The organism is Streptomyces sp. NBC_00464 (genome assembly GCF_036013915.1).
Taxonomy (GTDB): domain Bacteria; phylum Actinomycetota; class Actinomycetes; order Streptomycetales; family Streptomycetaceae; genus Streptomyces.
On sequence record NZ_CP107899.1, the window covers coordinates 3,568,843 to 3,582,329 of the forward strand.

16 protein-coding genes and 1 tRNA gene are annotated in these 13,487 nt (G+C 70.1%); 14 read left to right on the top strand and 3 right to left on the bottom strand.

The genetic code is table 11. The features are described from left to right. Window positions 1-304: 304 nt before the first annotated feature. Complete coding sequence (locus OG912_RS15915) at window positions 305-1,714, bottom strand: oxygenase MpaB family protein (RefSeq protein WP_327713449.1); 1,410 nt, start codon at window positions 1,712-1,714, stop codon at window positions 305-307. A gap of 98 nt (window positions 1,715-1,812) precedes the next feature. Next, window positions 1,813-2,580 (bottom strand): polyprenyl diphosphate synthase, encoded by a 768-nt coding sequence (uppS, locus tag OG912_RS15920; protein ID WP_443061093.1) that lies wholly within the window; start codon window positions 2,578-2,580, stop codon window positions 1,813-1,815. Window positions 2,581-3,169: 589 nt separating this feature from the next. Here uppS and OG912_RS15925 point away from each other — a divergent pair. The 6 genes from OG912_RS15925 to OG912_RS15950 all read left to right on the top strand — a co-directional run bounded on the left by OG912_RS15925 (window position 3,170) and on the right by OG912_RS15950 (window position 7,739). Continuing rightward, window positions 3,170-3,466, top strand: coding sequence for a hypothetical protein (locus OG912_RS15925; RefSeq protein WP_326737529.1), 297 nt, complete (start codon window positions 3,170-3,172; stop codon window positions 3,464-3,466). A gap of 359 nt (window positions 3,467-3,825) precedes the next feature. Further along, complete coding sequence (locus OG912_RS15930; protein WP_326737528.1) at window positions 3,826-4,239, top strand: YciI family protein; 414 nt, start codon at window positions 3,826-3,828, stop codon at window positions 4,237-4,239. Beyond that, window positions 4,236-5,483, top strand: coding sequence for an RNA polymerase sigma factor (locus OG912_RS15935; RefSeq protein WP_327709912.1), 1,248 nt, complete (start codon window positions 4,236-4,238; stop codon window positions 5,481-5,483). The genes OG912_RS15930 and OG912_RS15935 overlap by 4 nt, the downstream gene beginning before the upstream one ends. A 162-nt stretch (window positions 5,484-5,645) precedes the next feature. Further along, entirely contained in the window at window positions 5,646-6,266 is a 621-nt protein-coding gene (locus OG912_RS15940; protein WP_327709913.1) for an HhH-GPD-type base excision DNA repair protein, read from the top strand. 423 nt (window positions 6,267-6,689) lie between these two features. After that, window positions 6,690-6,986, top strand: coding sequence for a type II toxin-antitoxin system VapB family antitoxin (locus tag OG912_RS15945; protein WP_073736427.1), 297 nt, complete (start codon window positions 6,690-6,692; stop codon window positions 6,984-6,986). Window positions 6,987-7,142: 156 nt separating this feature from the next. After that, the gene (locus tag OG912_RS15950) at window positions 7,143-7,739 is read left to right on the top strand and encodes a LytR C-terminal domain-containing protein (protein ID WP_326740687.1); all 597 of its coding nucleotides are present in this window, start codon (window positions 7,143-7,145) and stop codon (window positions 7,737-7,739) included. 79 nt (window positions 7,740-7,818) lie between these two features. Here the strand turns inward: OG912_RS15950 and upp are convergent, their stop codons facing one another. Next, on the bottom strand, window positions 7,819-8,454 hold the full coding sequence (upp, locus tag OG912_RS15955; protein WP_219573448.1) for a uracil phosphoribosyltransferase: 636 nt from the start codon (window positions 8,452-8,454) through the stop codon (window positions 7,819-7,821). A 103-nt stretch (window positions 8,455-8,557) separates the two neighbouring features. Between upp and OG912_RS15960 the strand changes: the two genes are divergently transcribed. From OG912_RS15960 to OG912_RS15995, 8 genes are all read left to right on the top strand, one after another. Next, window positions 8,558-8,767, top strand: a complete 210-nt coding sequence (locus OG912_RS15960) for a hypothetical protein (RefSeq protein WP_326737525.1) — start codon at window positions 8,558-8,560, stop codon at window positions 8,765-8,767. 249 nt (window positions 8,768-9,016) lie between these two features. Continuing rightward, complete coding sequence (locus tag OG912_RS15965) at window positions 9,017-9,577, top strand: tRNA adenosine deaminase-associated protein (protein ID WP_326737524.1); 561 nt, start codon at window positions 9,017-9,019, stop codon at window positions 9,575-9,577. 9 nt (window positions 9,578-9,586) lie between these two features. Further along, window positions 9,587-10,099 (top strand): tRNA adenosine(34) deaminase TadA, encoded by a 513-nt coding sequence (gene tadA / locus OG912_RS15970; RefSeq protein ID WP_443060983.1) that lies wholly within the window; start codon window positions 9,587-9,589, stop codon window positions 10,097-10,099. A 78-nt stretch (window positions 10,100-10,177) separates the two neighbouring features. Beyond that, window positions 10,178-10,262, top strand: a tRNA-Ser gene (locus OG912_RS15975). Window positions 10,263-10,721: 459 nt separating this feature from the next. Beyond that, on the top strand, window positions 10,722-10,886 hold the full coding sequence (locus tag OG912_RS15980) for a hypothetical protein (protein WP_187285206.1): 165 nt from the start codon (window positions 10,722-10,724) through the stop codon (window positions 10,884-10,886). Window positions 10,887-10,895: 9 nt separating this feature from the next. Then, window positions 10,896-11,189 carry a Dabb family protein gene (locus tag OG912_RS15985; protein ID WP_326737522.1) on the top strand — a complete coding sequence of 98 codons (294 nt, stop codon included), beginning with the start codon at window positions 10,896-10,898 and terminating at the stop codon, window positions 11,187-11,189. Between the two features lie 343 nt (window positions 11,190-11,532). Further along, the gene (locus tag OG912_RS15990) at window positions 11,533-12,357 is read left to right on the top strand and encodes an RNA polymerase sigma factor SigF (protein ID WP_443061094.1); all 825 of its coding nucleotides are present in this window, start codon (window positions 11,533-11,535) and stop codon (window positions 12,355-12,357) included. Between the two features lie 234 nt (window positions 12,358-12,591). Continuing rightward, a complete protein-coding gene (locus OG912_RS15995) occupies window positions 12,592-13,458 on the top strand; it encodes an RNA polymerase sigma factor SigF (RefSeq protein ID WP_326737521.1) in 867 nt (288 codons plus the stop codon). Window positions 13,459-13,487: the final 29 nt, after the last annotated feature.

Sequence of the window (13,487 nt, forward strand, 5' to 3'; positions counted from 1 at the left end):
GAGGGCCACCACGGCTGGCTCTGGGCTTCCAGGATTCACTCTGCCGATTTAGTTAATATGCTCGAACGAGTGACGAGCACCCCATGGCTCAGCAAAGAAACAATAAATCACGCTCTGGCCTCGATCACAGGCGTACACCACAATTCGGCGACCCCATAGCCGGACAAGCATTTGGAAAGCGCGTTGGGGGCAACCCCTCACGAGTTCGAATCTCGTATCCTCCGCCATTGCTCTCGGGGGCCTTCGACGTTCAGGAGCGCAACGGGCGCCCCGGTATCGCAGTGGTCGGGCGGGGGCCCCAGCACTATGCGTCGGACAGCAGCGGATCGTAGGGGGTCGAGCGCTGGCGGCCTGACATGAAGGACAGGAACTCCCGGACGAACGCGCTTCGGGAGTAGCGGCCTTCGCCCTCCGCGACGGAGCGTGCGAAGCCTCTCCTGAACAGGGCCCGGTACTCCTCGGCGTCGATGAACTGGTCACCGTCCGCGTCGGTGACATCGAAGAGGACCTCGGCGACCCTGATCAGAGCCGGCCCCGCAAGGGACGGGGCTGCGGCCGCGTACTCGTCCGCGCTCACCCGGCCGTCGCCGTCGCTGTCCAGGGCTGCCTGGAGTTCCTTCCACCACGCGGCGAACGCGTCGTACAAGCGGGTCTCCTCCGGCTCGTCCAGGTCGAGACGGGAGCAGAGTTCCCGAGCCATGGCGGCGAGATCGGGCCAGTCCAGACAGCCGTCCCCGGTCTGGTCCAGCACCTCGGTGAAGAACTCTCGGGCACCTCGCTGGTTCCCGGCCCCGCCGGGAGCGCCCTGTTGTGCCGCTACCGGTGTGATCAGCCGGAACAGTGCGCCGGCCCGTTTCGTCCGGGCGCGCAGGGTGGTGAGCCTCTCGGACCAGGGCCCGTCACCGTCCGGCGACAGATTCAGCAGACTGACGACGTTCTCTGTCTGGATCCAGTTGTCGGGCAGGGAACCGGTCAGACGGGCGGCCATGTAGGCACCCTGCATAAGGGTCTGGGCACCAGGGATCTCCGGCAGCCCGGCACGACGGCGGAAGACCTCGGGAAGCGATGCCACGGTGATGGTGCCGATCACCGGCCCTGCCAGCGCGCGACCGGTCGCCCAGAGCGTAGGAAGTCCACGGAACAGCGGCGGTGCCGGCAGATGTTCGAAGAGCTGGTAGAGAATGATGCGCAGCGCCTCCGTGTTCTGCAGTTCCTCCGCGACCATGCGGTCGTAGTACTGCCAGAACTCGGGCAGCGTGGGCGGGAGATATCCCGCCTGATCCCCCAAGGCGGCCAGGAAGGCCCGGAATTCGGCGTAGAGCCGTTCCATCGTGATCTGGTCCAAGGGCTGTCCGCTCAATCGGCACATGGTGACGGAGCTCTCGAAGAGCGTCGCGACCACCCACGCCCGTACCTCGGGGTCCATCGCGTCGTAGGGCTGGTTTCTGGCGTCCGTGCCGCTCAGCCGTGCGTGCAGGCGGTTGAGCCGCGCCGCCTCTCTCTGCCTGGTGTCCTCGTCGGCGCCGAACATGCGTTGCAGGCTCACGAGGGTGTTGCTCAGGCGGCGCCACGGGTGCACCACGAAGGAGGAGTTGTCGGCCAGGGCCGCGCCGATCTGCGGGTGGGCCGCTTCCAGCACCGTGGCCCTGACGACGGCCAGTGCCCATCGGGGATCGTTGAAGAAGCGGTGGAACTGCGAGCCGGGGCCGAACAGGGATTCCTCCGGGGATTCGGTGACCTCCCGGTCGGGGTTCCCGTACGGCGCCCCGGTACCGGGCCCGTTCGGCGTGAAACGGCTGCTGTCCGTGTCCTTCACCTTTGAGGTCGTCCCTTCGCTTGCGGTGCCACCCCGCCGAATCGGCGGTCGCGGCGTCGGTATTCGTGCAGGCACTCCAGAAGGTGCGGCGCACGGAAGTCGGGCCAGAGCACCGGCGGGAAGACCCACTCGGCGTAGGCCACCTGCCAGAGCATGAAGTTGGAGATGCGCTGTTCGCCGGAGGTACGGATCACGAGGTCCACGTCAGGCGTGTCCGGCACGGGCAGATGCGCGGCGAAGCACGCTTGGTCGACGGAATCGGCGGGCACCCCGGCGCGGATGAGGGACCGCGCTGCGGCGACGATGTCCTGGCGCCCGCCGTGGTCGAACGCCACGGTCAGCGTCATGCCGCGATTGGCCTCGGTGAGCGTCATCAGGTCGGCGAAGTCCTGGGCCAGCGGGGCGGGAATGCGCGGGTCCTCGGCTCCCAGGAGCCGGCACCGGATGCCGCGCGCGTGCAGCAGCAGCGCGTGTTTGCGCACCACTCGGCGTACCAGACGCATGAGAAAGTCGATCTCGTCGCCCGGGCGCCGCCAGTTCTCGGTGGAGAAGGCGTACAGGCTGAGCCATTCGACCCCCGCCGACCGCGCCGCCTCGATGACATCGATCACCGTCGCCTCCGCCGCCCTGTGCCCGGACGTGCGCGGCAGGGAGCGTTGCTGCGCCCACCGGCCGTTCCCGTCCATCACGCACGCGACGTGGCGAGGCACCGGGCGCCACCCCTCATCGGGCGGCTGGGACGGTTGCTCCGGAACCGTCCGCACGCCGGGAACCTCCGGCTGCACACCGGCGCTGTCGGCCTGCTCGTCCGTCGCATGCGTGTGGCCGGACGGCCCTGTTGCACCGAACTCCACTGAATCGCCCCCTTCGACTCGCGTCCGCCGGACTTCGCCGGGACCGTGATGCCGCTTGCGGAGGGCGGAGGCAGCGGGCCACCGGCCTGCACAGCGCGTACCCCGCCTGCTCCTCACTCAGCAGGGTTCCGGAGCCCGACCCGCGGCGCACCGCGATGCGCGCCTATTCACCCGTAGCACGTCAGTCGGAGAGATCGGCGGCGTGTGTGTGGGGCAGCCCCGCACACGTTCGGATCTCGCGTCCGCCGCCCCTGCTCGCACCGGCGGTACGTCGCGGTGGGACCGGGCCCTGCGGCGTACGCCGCACCTTGGAGGCGCACGGCAGGCGGCCGTTGCAGCCGCCCGACGGTCGGGCAGTGCGGGCAGTGCGGGCAGCCCGGATGGTGCACGAGATGTTGGCTGCCCCCACACCCCGCGGTGACGCTGAGCGGGACGTCGCCGGGGCCCCGTGTGCGCGGACGGATCCGCGCCGGTCCCGGAGGACGGAAGGAGCCAGGCCATGAGGGTCATGCTGCGAGCCCAGCTGGACACCCAGCTCGCGAACGAAGCGGTCAAGAACGGCAGCCTGCCGAAGATCATGCAGTCGCTCGCGGAACGCCTCAAGCCTGAGGCCGCCTACTTCGGCCCCAGCGAGGGCATGCGCTGCTGCACGTTCGTCTTCGACATGCAGGACAGTTCCGTGCTCCCCTCGATCGCCGAGCCTCTCTTCGAGGGCCTGGGCGCGAAAATCGAAATTCAGCCGGTCATGAACACCGAGGACATGCAGAAGGGCCTTGCCGCGCTGCGACAGGGCTGACCGCGACTCCTCCCCCGCACACCCGGCCGCACGCCGCCGCCCCTACGATCGCTCACCGATTCCGCGTCGGGCCCGACGATCCGCCCGGCCGGGTTCTTGCCCATCGCCCGCAGGCCGGGCACCGAGCCGCGCGCCGGTCGCAGGAGACGGCACAGGAGGCGGGGTCCGTGCCTGCCGCTTCGTCCGACACCCCGGTGCCCGCCTGAGCAGCCGGCCGGCCGGGCGCCTGAGCCGTTCCGGGAGTTCTCTGCGCTTCCCGGGAATCCCTCCGGCGCGGTGTCGAGAACTGTCGACCCGCTCCGACGTCCCCTGTGAGAGTCGCCCACGAGGGACGGCAGGGACACAGAGGGAGCGGACTCATGAAGTACCTGGTGATGGTGCAGGGCTCGCAGGCGGACTACGAGGCGATGCGTGGGAACGCGTCCGCCGGCAATCCGGCCTGGAGCGAGAAGGACGTGCAGGCCATGTTCGCGTTCATGGGCGCGGTCAACGACGATCTCGCCGAGACCGGTGAGCTCATCGACGCCCAGGGACTCGTCGAACCGGCGAAGACCCGGTTCGTCTCGGCGGGTGAGGACGGCCGTCCGGTGATCACCGACGGTCCGTACGGAGAGACGAAGGAGCTGCTCGCCGGGTACTGGGTGCTCGAATGCGAGAGCCTGGAGCGGGTCACCGAGATCGCCGCGCGCGTCACGCAGTGCCCGGCACCCGCCGGTGCGCCCACCCGCCCGGTGGCCATCCGGGCCATCGACAGCGGCGGGGGCGATGTGTGAAACGTACGACCGAGGTCGAGGACCTGCTGCGGCTGCACGCCCCGCAGGCCCTCGGCGCGCTGGTGCGCCGGTACGGGCACTTCGACCCGGCCGAGGACGCGGTACAGGAGGCCCTGATCGCCGCCGCCCGGCAGTGGCCGGAGCAGGGGGTGCCGGACAATCCGCGGGGGTGGCTGATCAGGGTGGCGTCCCGGCGGCTCGTGGACCGGCTCCGCAGCGACGACGCCCGGCGCGCGCGTGAGGAGGCGGCGGCCGCGCTCACACCCCGGGACGCCTTCACCGCGCCGGCACCCGATGAGCCCGTGCCGGGCGGCAGCCGGGCGCCGTCCGAGGACGACACCCTCACGCTGCTCTTCCTGTGCTGCCATCCGGACCTGGCCCCGGCCGCACAGGTCGCGCTGACCCTGCGGGCCGTCGGCGGACTGACCACGGCGGAGATCGCCCGGGCGCATCTGGTGCCCGAGGCGACGATGGCCCAGAGGATCAGCCGGGCCAAGCGGAAGGTCCGGGGCGCCCCCTTCGTCCAGCCGGTTCCCGCCGACCGGGACGCGCGGCTCGCGGCCGTGCTCCAGGTGCTGTACCTGATCTTCAACGAGGGCTACACGGCGACCTCGGGACGTGCCCTGCACCGTGCCGGCCTGGCCCGGGAGGCGATCCGGCTGACCCGTTCGGTCCGCCGGCTGCTGCCCACGGACGGCGCGGTGACCGGGCTTCTGGCGCTGATGCTGCTCACCGACGCCCGCAGCGCCGCGCGCACCGGACCGCACGGCGAGCTGATCCCGCTCGACGAGCAGGACCGCACCCGATGGGACGGGGCAGCCGTCGCCGAGGGCACCGCCCTGGTCGAGGAGGCCCTGCGCGAGGGGCCGGCCGGGCCCTACCAGGTGCAGGCGGCCATCGCCGCGCTGCACGACGAGGCGTCCCGTGCCGAGGACACCGACTGGCCGCAGATCCTGGCGCTGTACGACGTCCTCGTACGCATCGCCCCCGAGCCGATGGCGCAACTGAGCCGGGCCGTCGCCGTCGCCATGGTGCACGGCCCGCAGGCCGGTCTTGCCGAGGCCGACGTCCTCGCGAACCGGCTGGCGGGCCACCACCGCCTGGACGCCGTCCGCGCCCATCTGCTGGAACGGGCCGGCGACACGGAGGGCGCCCGCGCCGCCTACCGCTCGGCCGCCGCCAGGACCCTGAGCCTCCCGGAAGCCCGTTACCTGTACGGCCGGGCCGACCGCCTCGACGGCTGACACGGGCTCCGGCCGGCGGCATCGGCGCCGGAAGCCGGTCCGGCACCCCGAAAGCGCCAGAAGCGACAGAAGCGCCACAAAACATCGGCAAACGGCTGCAAACCGTCACACCGGCGGTGGTTTCACTGGCCGTCGCACCCCCGGCTGGCAATCATCGGGTCCATGACCAACAGCGACAAGGGCCGAGACATCACCCTCCGGATCGCTCAGCAGCCGGAGGCGGACGAACTTCTCGCCCGCAGCCCGCTCGCCGCACTCGTGGGCATGCTGCTGGACCAGCAGGTGCCGATGGAGTGGGCGTTCTCCGGACCGTACGCACTGGCGCAGCGCATGGGCGGAGACGATCTGGACGCCCATGAGATCGCCGCGTACGACCCCGAGGCATTCACCGAACTCTTCACCGCCAAACCTGCGTTGCACCGCTATCCGGGTTCGATGGCAAAGCGGGTGCAGCAGCTGTGCCAGTTCCTGGTGGCGCAGTACGACGGTGAGGCGAGCGTGGTGTGGACCGGGGCCACCACCGGGGCGGAGCTGCGGAGGCGGCTCAACGCGCTGCCCGGGTTCGGCACCCAGAAGGCGCAGATCTTCCTGGCGTTGCTGGGCAAGCAGTTCGGCGTCCGGCCGCCGGGCTGGCAGGAGGCGGCGGGGCCGTACGGGGAGCCGGGCTCGCACCGTTCGGTCGCCGACATCACCGGACCCGAGTCGCTCGCCGAGGTCCGCGCCTTCAAGCAGGAGGCCAAACAGGCCGCGAAGGCCGCGAAGACGGCGGCCAAGGGCAGGTGAGGCAAACGACCCCGCCCCGGGCGGGGTCCTTCGGCGCTGTGCAATCGGCGACGGGTCGGTTCTTCGGTGCCATGCCGTCTGCCGGGGGCCGGTCTTCGGTGCCATGCCGTCTGCCGGGGGGCCGGTCTTCGGCGCTGCGCAATCCGCCGCGGGCCGGTCCTACGGCGCTGCGCAATCCGCGGCAGGTCGTACCGAAGCGCACCGAGCGCGCCGGGCGCCGAACCTCCCGGCCTCGCCACCTCCCCACCGGCCGTGCCACCGCTCGCACCACCCTCTGCGCTCCCGGGTGCGCCCCCGCCCGTACTGCCGTTCTCGTTCAGCACGGCCCCAATTCCGGAATGGACGCCCATATGCCTCCTCGGACGGCGCCGCAGTCCCGTCCCATGGCTGCGCCCGGAGGCCCTTGACCGGTAGGCTTTCCGTGTGATCTTCAAGCGCATCGGAAATGGGCAGCCCTATCCCGACCACGGCCGGGAAAGCACCCGGCAGTGGGCGGATGTCGCGCCGCGCCCGGTCCGCCTCGACCAGCTCGTGACCACCAAGGGCCAGCTGGACCTCGAAACGCTCCTCGCCGAGGACTCCACGTTCTACGGCGACCTCTTCGCACACGTCGTGAAGTGGCAGGGCGACCTCTACCTGGAGGACGGACTGCACCGCGCGGTCCGCGCCGCGCTCCAGCAGCGCCAGGTGCTGCACGCCCGCGTGCTCGAACTCGGCTGAGGCGCCGCCACCGGCTCCAACGGCCCGTTCGACTCCCCAACAGGGGTCGTTCGAGTGCAATTTCGACTCGGACGGGTGCGATCCACCGATCATCAAATAGTCATCATCACCGGGTCGCACTACGCTGCGCCCATGAGCATGCTCACTCCCCCCGGCATGGGCGGAAAGTACCGCATCACGGGTGACAAGTACCCGCGCATGCGGCGCCCCCGCCGCCGCAGCAAACTGGTTCTCTCGGCCATCGCCTCCGTGGTCGCCCTCGGGCTGGCCGGATGGGGCACGCTGCAGCTCATCGATGTCTTCACGGGCGGCGACAAACAGGCCAGCGCCGCCGACCGCAAGGCGGACTGCCCGACCGCCAAGCCGTCCGCGCCCGCGAAGGTCCTGCCGAAGCCCGCGAAGATCACGGTCAACGTCTACAACGCGACCCCGCGTGGCGGACTGGCCAAGGCGGCGGCCGACGAGCTGAAGAAGCGCGGCTTCACCATCGGCAAGGTGGGCAATGCCACCGCCGCGTACGACAAGAAGGTCCCCGGGACCGGCCTGCTGCTGGGCGCCCCGACCGCGGTCAACGGCACGTTCCCGGTGCTCGGCACGCAGTTGCCGGGCGCGGCGACGAAGACCGATGCCCGCAAGAGCGGGGACGTCGATCTGATCATCGGGACGAAGTTCAAGGCGTTCAGCACGCCGCAGGCGGCCGCCGGGGCGCTGACCGCCCTGACGAAGCCGGCCCCGGCGCCGTCCTCCTGCTGAGGAACGCGCGGGGCGGGTACGGCACGACGGCCGGGGCGCTGAGAAGCGCCCCGGCCGTCGGCCGTCCGAACGAGAGGTCCTAGCCGGCGGTGCCGTACATCCGGTCCCCGGCGTCGCCGAGGCCCGGCACGATGTAGCCGTGCTCGTTGAGCCGCTCGTCGACCGAGGCGGTGACCACGGTGACGGGCGTCCCCGCCAGCTCGCGCTCCATCACCTCGACGCCCTCGGGCGCCGCGAGCAGCACGACCGCGGTGACATCGTCCGCACCGCGCTTGATCAGCTCCTGGATGGCCGCGACCAGGGTGCCGCCGGTGGCGAGCATCGGGTCCAGGACGTACACCTGGCGGCCCGAGAGGTCCTCCGGCATGCGGGTCGCGTACGTGGACGCCTGGAGCGTCTCCTCGTCGCGGATCATGCCCAGGAAGCCCACCTCGGCGGTCGGCAGCAGCCGCACCATGCCGTCGAGCATGCCGAGGCCGGCCCGCAGGATCGGCACGACGAGGGGCCGCGGGTACGACAGCTTCACTCCGGTGGTGGGCGTCACCGGGGTCTCGATGTCGACCTGTTCGGTGCGCACATCGCGGGTGGCCTCGTACGCGAGCAGGGTGACCAGCTCGTCGGCGAGGCGCCGGAAGGTCGGGGAGTCGGTGCGCTTGTCGCGCAGGGTGGTGAGTTTGTGCGCGACCAGCGGGTGGTCGACGACGTGGATCCGCATGCCGTCAACAGTAACCGCGCCTCCCGCACCCGTGCGCTGGCATCAACCGCACGTTCGGGGGGAAGGTGGGGGCATACGGACCCAGCCTGGGGGTGACCAGCCGATGCCGGACGGGGCGAAGCAGGAGCGGGACGCACCGGACCCGCGGGACACGCAGGACGCGCCGGAGACCGACGCGCAGCGCCGCAGACGGCGCGCCCAGTTCCTCCGCGAGCTTCACGAGGCCAAGGCGCTCCGCGACCGGGTCCAGCCGCGCCGGGTCAAGGCCGCCAGAATGCGCCAGGCCATGCGGATGCGGACGTTCCGCTGGTAGCCGTCCGGCCGGCGGCGGAACCGCCAGGTGGCGGCGTCGGAGAGAACTGATGGCCGACTCAACGGCGGAACTGCTCTCGCGAAGCCCTCGTTTCTGCCACGATTCCGATGGGCGGGACACAGGGCGGCCGGACCACCGGCCGGCCCCCCGCCGGACCGACACACCCAGGGTTTTTCGTTGGGATCGGACCCCGCTTCCTGATCCGGTCCGATCCGAACGAGAGGCTCTAAGACCAGTGGGAGAGTCACGGTGTACTTCGCCGCACTGCTCGCGCGCACCGAAGACGGGTGGGAAGCGAGCGACACGGAGCTCGACGATGTGGAGACCCTGTCCGATCTGACGGATCTGGCCCGTGAGGCCTCGGTGGACGAGGACACGGTGCTCGTCTTCATCGAGCAGGAGGACGCCTGGTTCGGCGTCGTCCGGGTGGACGGTGAGGAGGACCCGCGTATCTACGTCTCCAACGCCTCCGCCGCCGCCCGCTCCTCGTACGGGGAGATCCTGCTCACCGATGAACTGCTCGGCCGCGAACCCGCGGCCGAGGACTCGATCGCCGCCCTCGAAGAGCTCGTCGGCCTCGACGGCACGGAGGACGGCGAGCCGGAATCCCCCGACAACGCCAACAACAACACCGACGATGACGACGACGGGCCGGACCCCGACGCCGTACCGGCGGGTCCGCTCGGTGACACCGGGGTGCTGTCCGACCTCGGGCTCCCCGAGGCGGAGCTGCTGATGCTGCGGACGGACGTGCTGACGGAGATCGCGGACGCGCTGGGAGCGGCCGAGGTCCTGGAGACCGTCCGTTAGGGTCCGCGGGTGACCGAAGCACCACACCCGCACCACCCGTCCCCAGCACAGCACCCCCTGCACGATCCCGTACGGGACCCGTGGCGGGCGCCCATGCGCCGCGCCCTGGACGAGGCGGGCCTGGCGGCGGCGGCCGGCGATGTGCCGGTCGGCGCCGTCGTCCTCTCCCCGGACGGCACCCTGCTCGCCACGGGCCACAACGAACGCGAGGCGACCGGCGACCCGACCGCGCACGCCGAGGTCCTCGCGCTGCGCCGGGCCGCCGCCGCCCTCGGCGAATGGCGGCTGTCCGGATGCACGCTCGTCGTCACCCTGGAGCCCTGCACCATGTGCGCGGGCGCCCTGGTGCAGTCCCGCGTGGGCCGGGTCGTCTACGGCGCCCGGGACGAGAAGGCCGGAGCGGCCGGCTCGCTCTGGGACGTCGTACGGGACCGCCGGCTCAACCACCGCCCCGAGGTGATCCACGGCGTCCTGGAGACCGACTGTGCGGCCCTCCTGACGGCCTTCTTCCGCGACCGCTGACCTGGCGTCCCCGTACGCGCGAGGCGCTGCACGGAATCGGATTTCGACGGACGGCCGAGATGGTCTAAGCTCTCTCTCGGTAGCGTGTCCGAGCGGCCGAAGGAGCTCGCCTCGAAAGCGAGTGTGGGGAAACTCACCGAGGGTTCAAATCCCTCCGCTACCGCTCTTGTGAAGGGCCCGACGCACAGCGTCGGGCCCTTCGAGTTTCTCTCCGCACAGTGGGTACGGCGGTGGCTCCGGGTACGGCAGCGGCCCCGGGTCCGACGACGGTCGGGCCCGGGGCCATCTGTGCGTTTGGGTCGGGGGAAGCGGCATCGGGGGGACAAGCCGCTCCCCCCGATGAGAACAGGGCCTGCCAGCCCTCGCCGCGATCGGGGGAGGCCGCGGCGAGAACCCCACAGAGAGGTCCTGTTCCTCGCCCCTCGGATTCCTGCCGGATCCGCTGGGCTCGTTCACCATCCTGCCGCGCCGCAGATGCCGCACGGGCGGGCAAAGGACCTCGATCACCGGGTCCTTGGTCCCTAAAGTCCGCATGAGTGATCGGAAACAGCAAGCCGATACGGCCATACGTGCGGATAGACTCGCCCGACTGCACAGGGGATCGAAGGGGAGTCAGGGGCCGATGGTGCAAGCGAAGAAGATCGCTCTCTACTTGATAGTCGTCTTCGTGCTCTACACGATCATCACGTCCCCCGCCCGGGCAGCGGATCTCGTCCAGGTAGGGTTCGAGGGCGTTTCGGATGCCGCGCAGGGCGTCGGCGACTTCATGTCCGAGCTTGTGAAGTAGGAGTACCCCATGATCCGCCACCTGGTCCTGTTCAAGCTGAACGACGGCGTCGAGCGAGACGATCCGCGGGTCGTCGCAGGCGCCGAGGCCTTCCGGGGACTGGCGGACAAGGTGCCCGGGCTGGAGTTCTGGGAGTGCGCCTGGAACATCACCGACCGGCCGATCGCGTACGACTTCGCCATCAACTCCGCGGTCGCCGACGAGGCCGCGCTGAAGAGCTACATCGAGCATCCGGCCCACCAGGCGGCTGCCGGGCAGTGGCGTGAATTCGCCACCTGGGTGATCGCCGACTACCCGTTCTGACGCCTTCGGCCCTGCGAGCCCCTCACCACGACGGTGAGGGGCTTTCTTTGTTTTTAAACCGATTCGAGGTCAACACGGCGCTATGGGGTGCTTGCACATAGTGGACATGTCTTGTGATGCTATGACCGCTTTTGACGGATGAGTTGACCGAAGTTGACCGCAAAGGGGTGGCGTCATCGTGCCGGCCAGTACAGCGCCTCAAGTGCCTCCCCAGACCGTCCAGGCGGTCCAGGCCGCCCGGACGACACCGGCGGCACAGACGCCCCCTGCGTCCCAGGCGCCCCATGCGGTCCAGGCACCGCCCGCACCCCAGGCATCGTCTGCACCGCAGGATCCCCAGGCGATCCAGGAGCCCCAGACGATCCAGACCGAGACACCCGACGACACCGTCCCGGCCGGCAGGACCCGGGGCGCCGACACCAGGGCGCTCACCCAGGTGCTCTTCGGCCGGCTCCAGGGGCTGGAGCCGGGCACCGCGGAGCACGGCCGGGTCCGGGCGGCGCTGATCGAGGCGAACCTGCCCCTCGTGCGCTACGCCGCCGCGCGGTTCCGCAGCCGCAACGAACCCATGGAGGACGTCGTCCAGGTCGGCACCATCGGCCTGATCAACGCCATCGACCGGTTCGACCCCGAACGCGGGGTCCAGTTCCCCACCTTCGCGATGCCGACCGTCGTCGGTGAGATCAAGCGGTACTTCCGGGACAACGTACGCACCGTCCACGTGCCGCGACGGCTCCACGAGCTCTGGGTCCAGGTCACCGGCGCCACCGAGGACCTGACGACCGCTCACGGCCGCTCGCCCACCACCGGGGAGATCGCCGAACGGCTGAAGATCTCCGAGGACGAGGTGCTCGCCTGCATCGAGGCCGGCCGCTCGTACCACGCGACCTCGCTCGAAGCCGCCCAGGAGGGTGACGGGCTGCCCGGCCTGCTGGACCGGCTCGGCTACGAGGACCCCGCCCTGGCCGGCGTCGAACACCGCGACCTGGTCCGGCATCTGCTCGTACAGCTGCCCGAACGCGAACAGCGGATCCTGATGCTCCGGTACTACAGCAATCTGACGCAGTCCCAGATCAGTGCCGAACTGGGAGTCTCCCAGATGCATGTGTCAAGGCTCCTGGCCCGAAGTTTCGCCCGACTTCGATCCGCAAACAGGATCGAGGCGTAACCGGAACGGGTAGACCGGTCCTGGGGCGTTTCCCGTGGACCAAAAGCCGTACACCCCTTGTTAACTGGGCAGACTCCCCCGGAACTTGTCGACAAGTCACTACAGCGTGTTGCCGACATGTGACATTCTGCGGGAACCGCGTTTGCCGCAGCCTCCCCTCCGGTATTCAGGTGGAGGCTGCGTTCCTCCGATGGTCGTGGCCACCGCGACCGTCCGCGACCTCAAGGGGGTGGCATGTCCGCAGAACAGGGCAGCTCGAAGGTGCTCACGCTCACCAAGAGCGCACCAGCACCCGTTGTGCTCACCAGCTCGCCGGAAGCCATCGACACCCGTACGCTGTCCCGCTCCCTGTTCCTGCGGCTCGCCGCACTGGGCCCCGCACCGGGCCCCGACGGAACGGACACTCCGGAGCGTGCCTATGTGCGGGACACACTCATCGAGCTCAACCTGCCGCTGGTGCGTTATGCCGCGGCCCGGTTCCGCAGCCGCAACGAACCCATGGAGGACATCGTCCAGGTCGGCACGATCGGCCTGATCAAGGCGATCGACCGGTTCGACTGCGAACGCGGCGTGGAGTTCCCGACGTTCGCGATGCCCACCGTCGTCGGCGAGATCAAGCGCTTCTTCCGCGACACCTCGTGGTCGGTGCGGGTGCCGCGCCGGCTCCAGGAACTGCGCCTCGCCCTCACCAAGACCAGCGACGAGCTCGCCCAGAAGCTCGACCGTTCGCCGACCGTTCCGGAGCTGGCCAAGGCGCTCGGGGTCTCCGAGGAGGACGTCGTCGACGGCCTGGCCGTCGGCAACGCCTACACCGCCTCCTCCCTGGACTCACCCTCGCCCGAGGACGACGGCGGCGAGGGCTCACTCGCCGACCGGCTGGGATACGAGGACGCGGCCCTGGAGGGCGTCGAGTACCGCGAGTCGCTCAAGCCGCTGCTGGCCAAACTCGCCCCGCGCGAACGCCAGATCATCATGCTGCGGTTCTTCGCCAACATGACCCAGTCGCAGATCGGCGAGGAGGTCGGCATCTCGCAGATGCACGTCTCACGGCTGCTGACCCGCACGCTCGCCCAGCTCAGGGAAGGGCTCATCGCCGACTGACCGGGAACCCCGATCCCGGGGGTTCCGAT

Excerpts from the sequence above, each read along its gene's own strand:
- OG912_RS15950 (WP_326740687.1), top strand. The coding sequence starts at position 7,143 with ATGGGCGGAAAGTACCGCATCACGGGTGACAAGTACCCGCGCATGCGG.
- OG912_RS15925 (WP_326737529.1), top strand. The coding sequence starts at position 3,170 with ATGAGGGTCATGCTGCGAGCCCAGCTGGACACCCAGCTCGCGAACGAA.
- OG912_RS15995 (WP_326737521.1), top strand. The coding sequence starts at position 12,592 with ATGTCCGCAGAACAGGGCAGCTCGAAGGTGCTCACGCTCACCAAGAGC.
- OG912_RS15985 (WP_326737522.1), top strand. The coding sequence starts at position 10,896 with ATGATCCGCCACCTGGTCCTGTTCAAGCTGAACGACGGCGTCGAGCGA.
- OG912_RS15960 (WP_326737525.1), top strand. The coding sequence starts at position 8,558 with ATGCCGGACGGGGCGAAGCAGGAGCGGGACGCACCGGACCCGCGGGAC.
- OG912_RS15980 (WP_187285206.1), top strand. The coding sequence starts at position 10,722 with ATGGTGCAAGCGAAGAAGATCGCTCTCTACTTGATAGTCGTCTTCGTG.
- upp (WP_219573448.1), bottom strand. The coding sequence starts at position 8,454 with ATGCGGATCCACGTCGTCGACCACCCGCTGGTCGCGCACAAACTCACC.
- OG912_RS15940 (WP_327709913.1), top strand. The coding sequence starts at position 5,646 with ATGACCAACAGCGACAAGGGCCGAGACATCACCCTCCGGATCGCTCAG.
- OG912_RS15930 (WP_326737528.1), top strand. The coding sequence starts at position 3,826 with ATGAAGTACCTGGTGATGGTGCAGGGCTCGCAGGCGGACTACGAGGCG.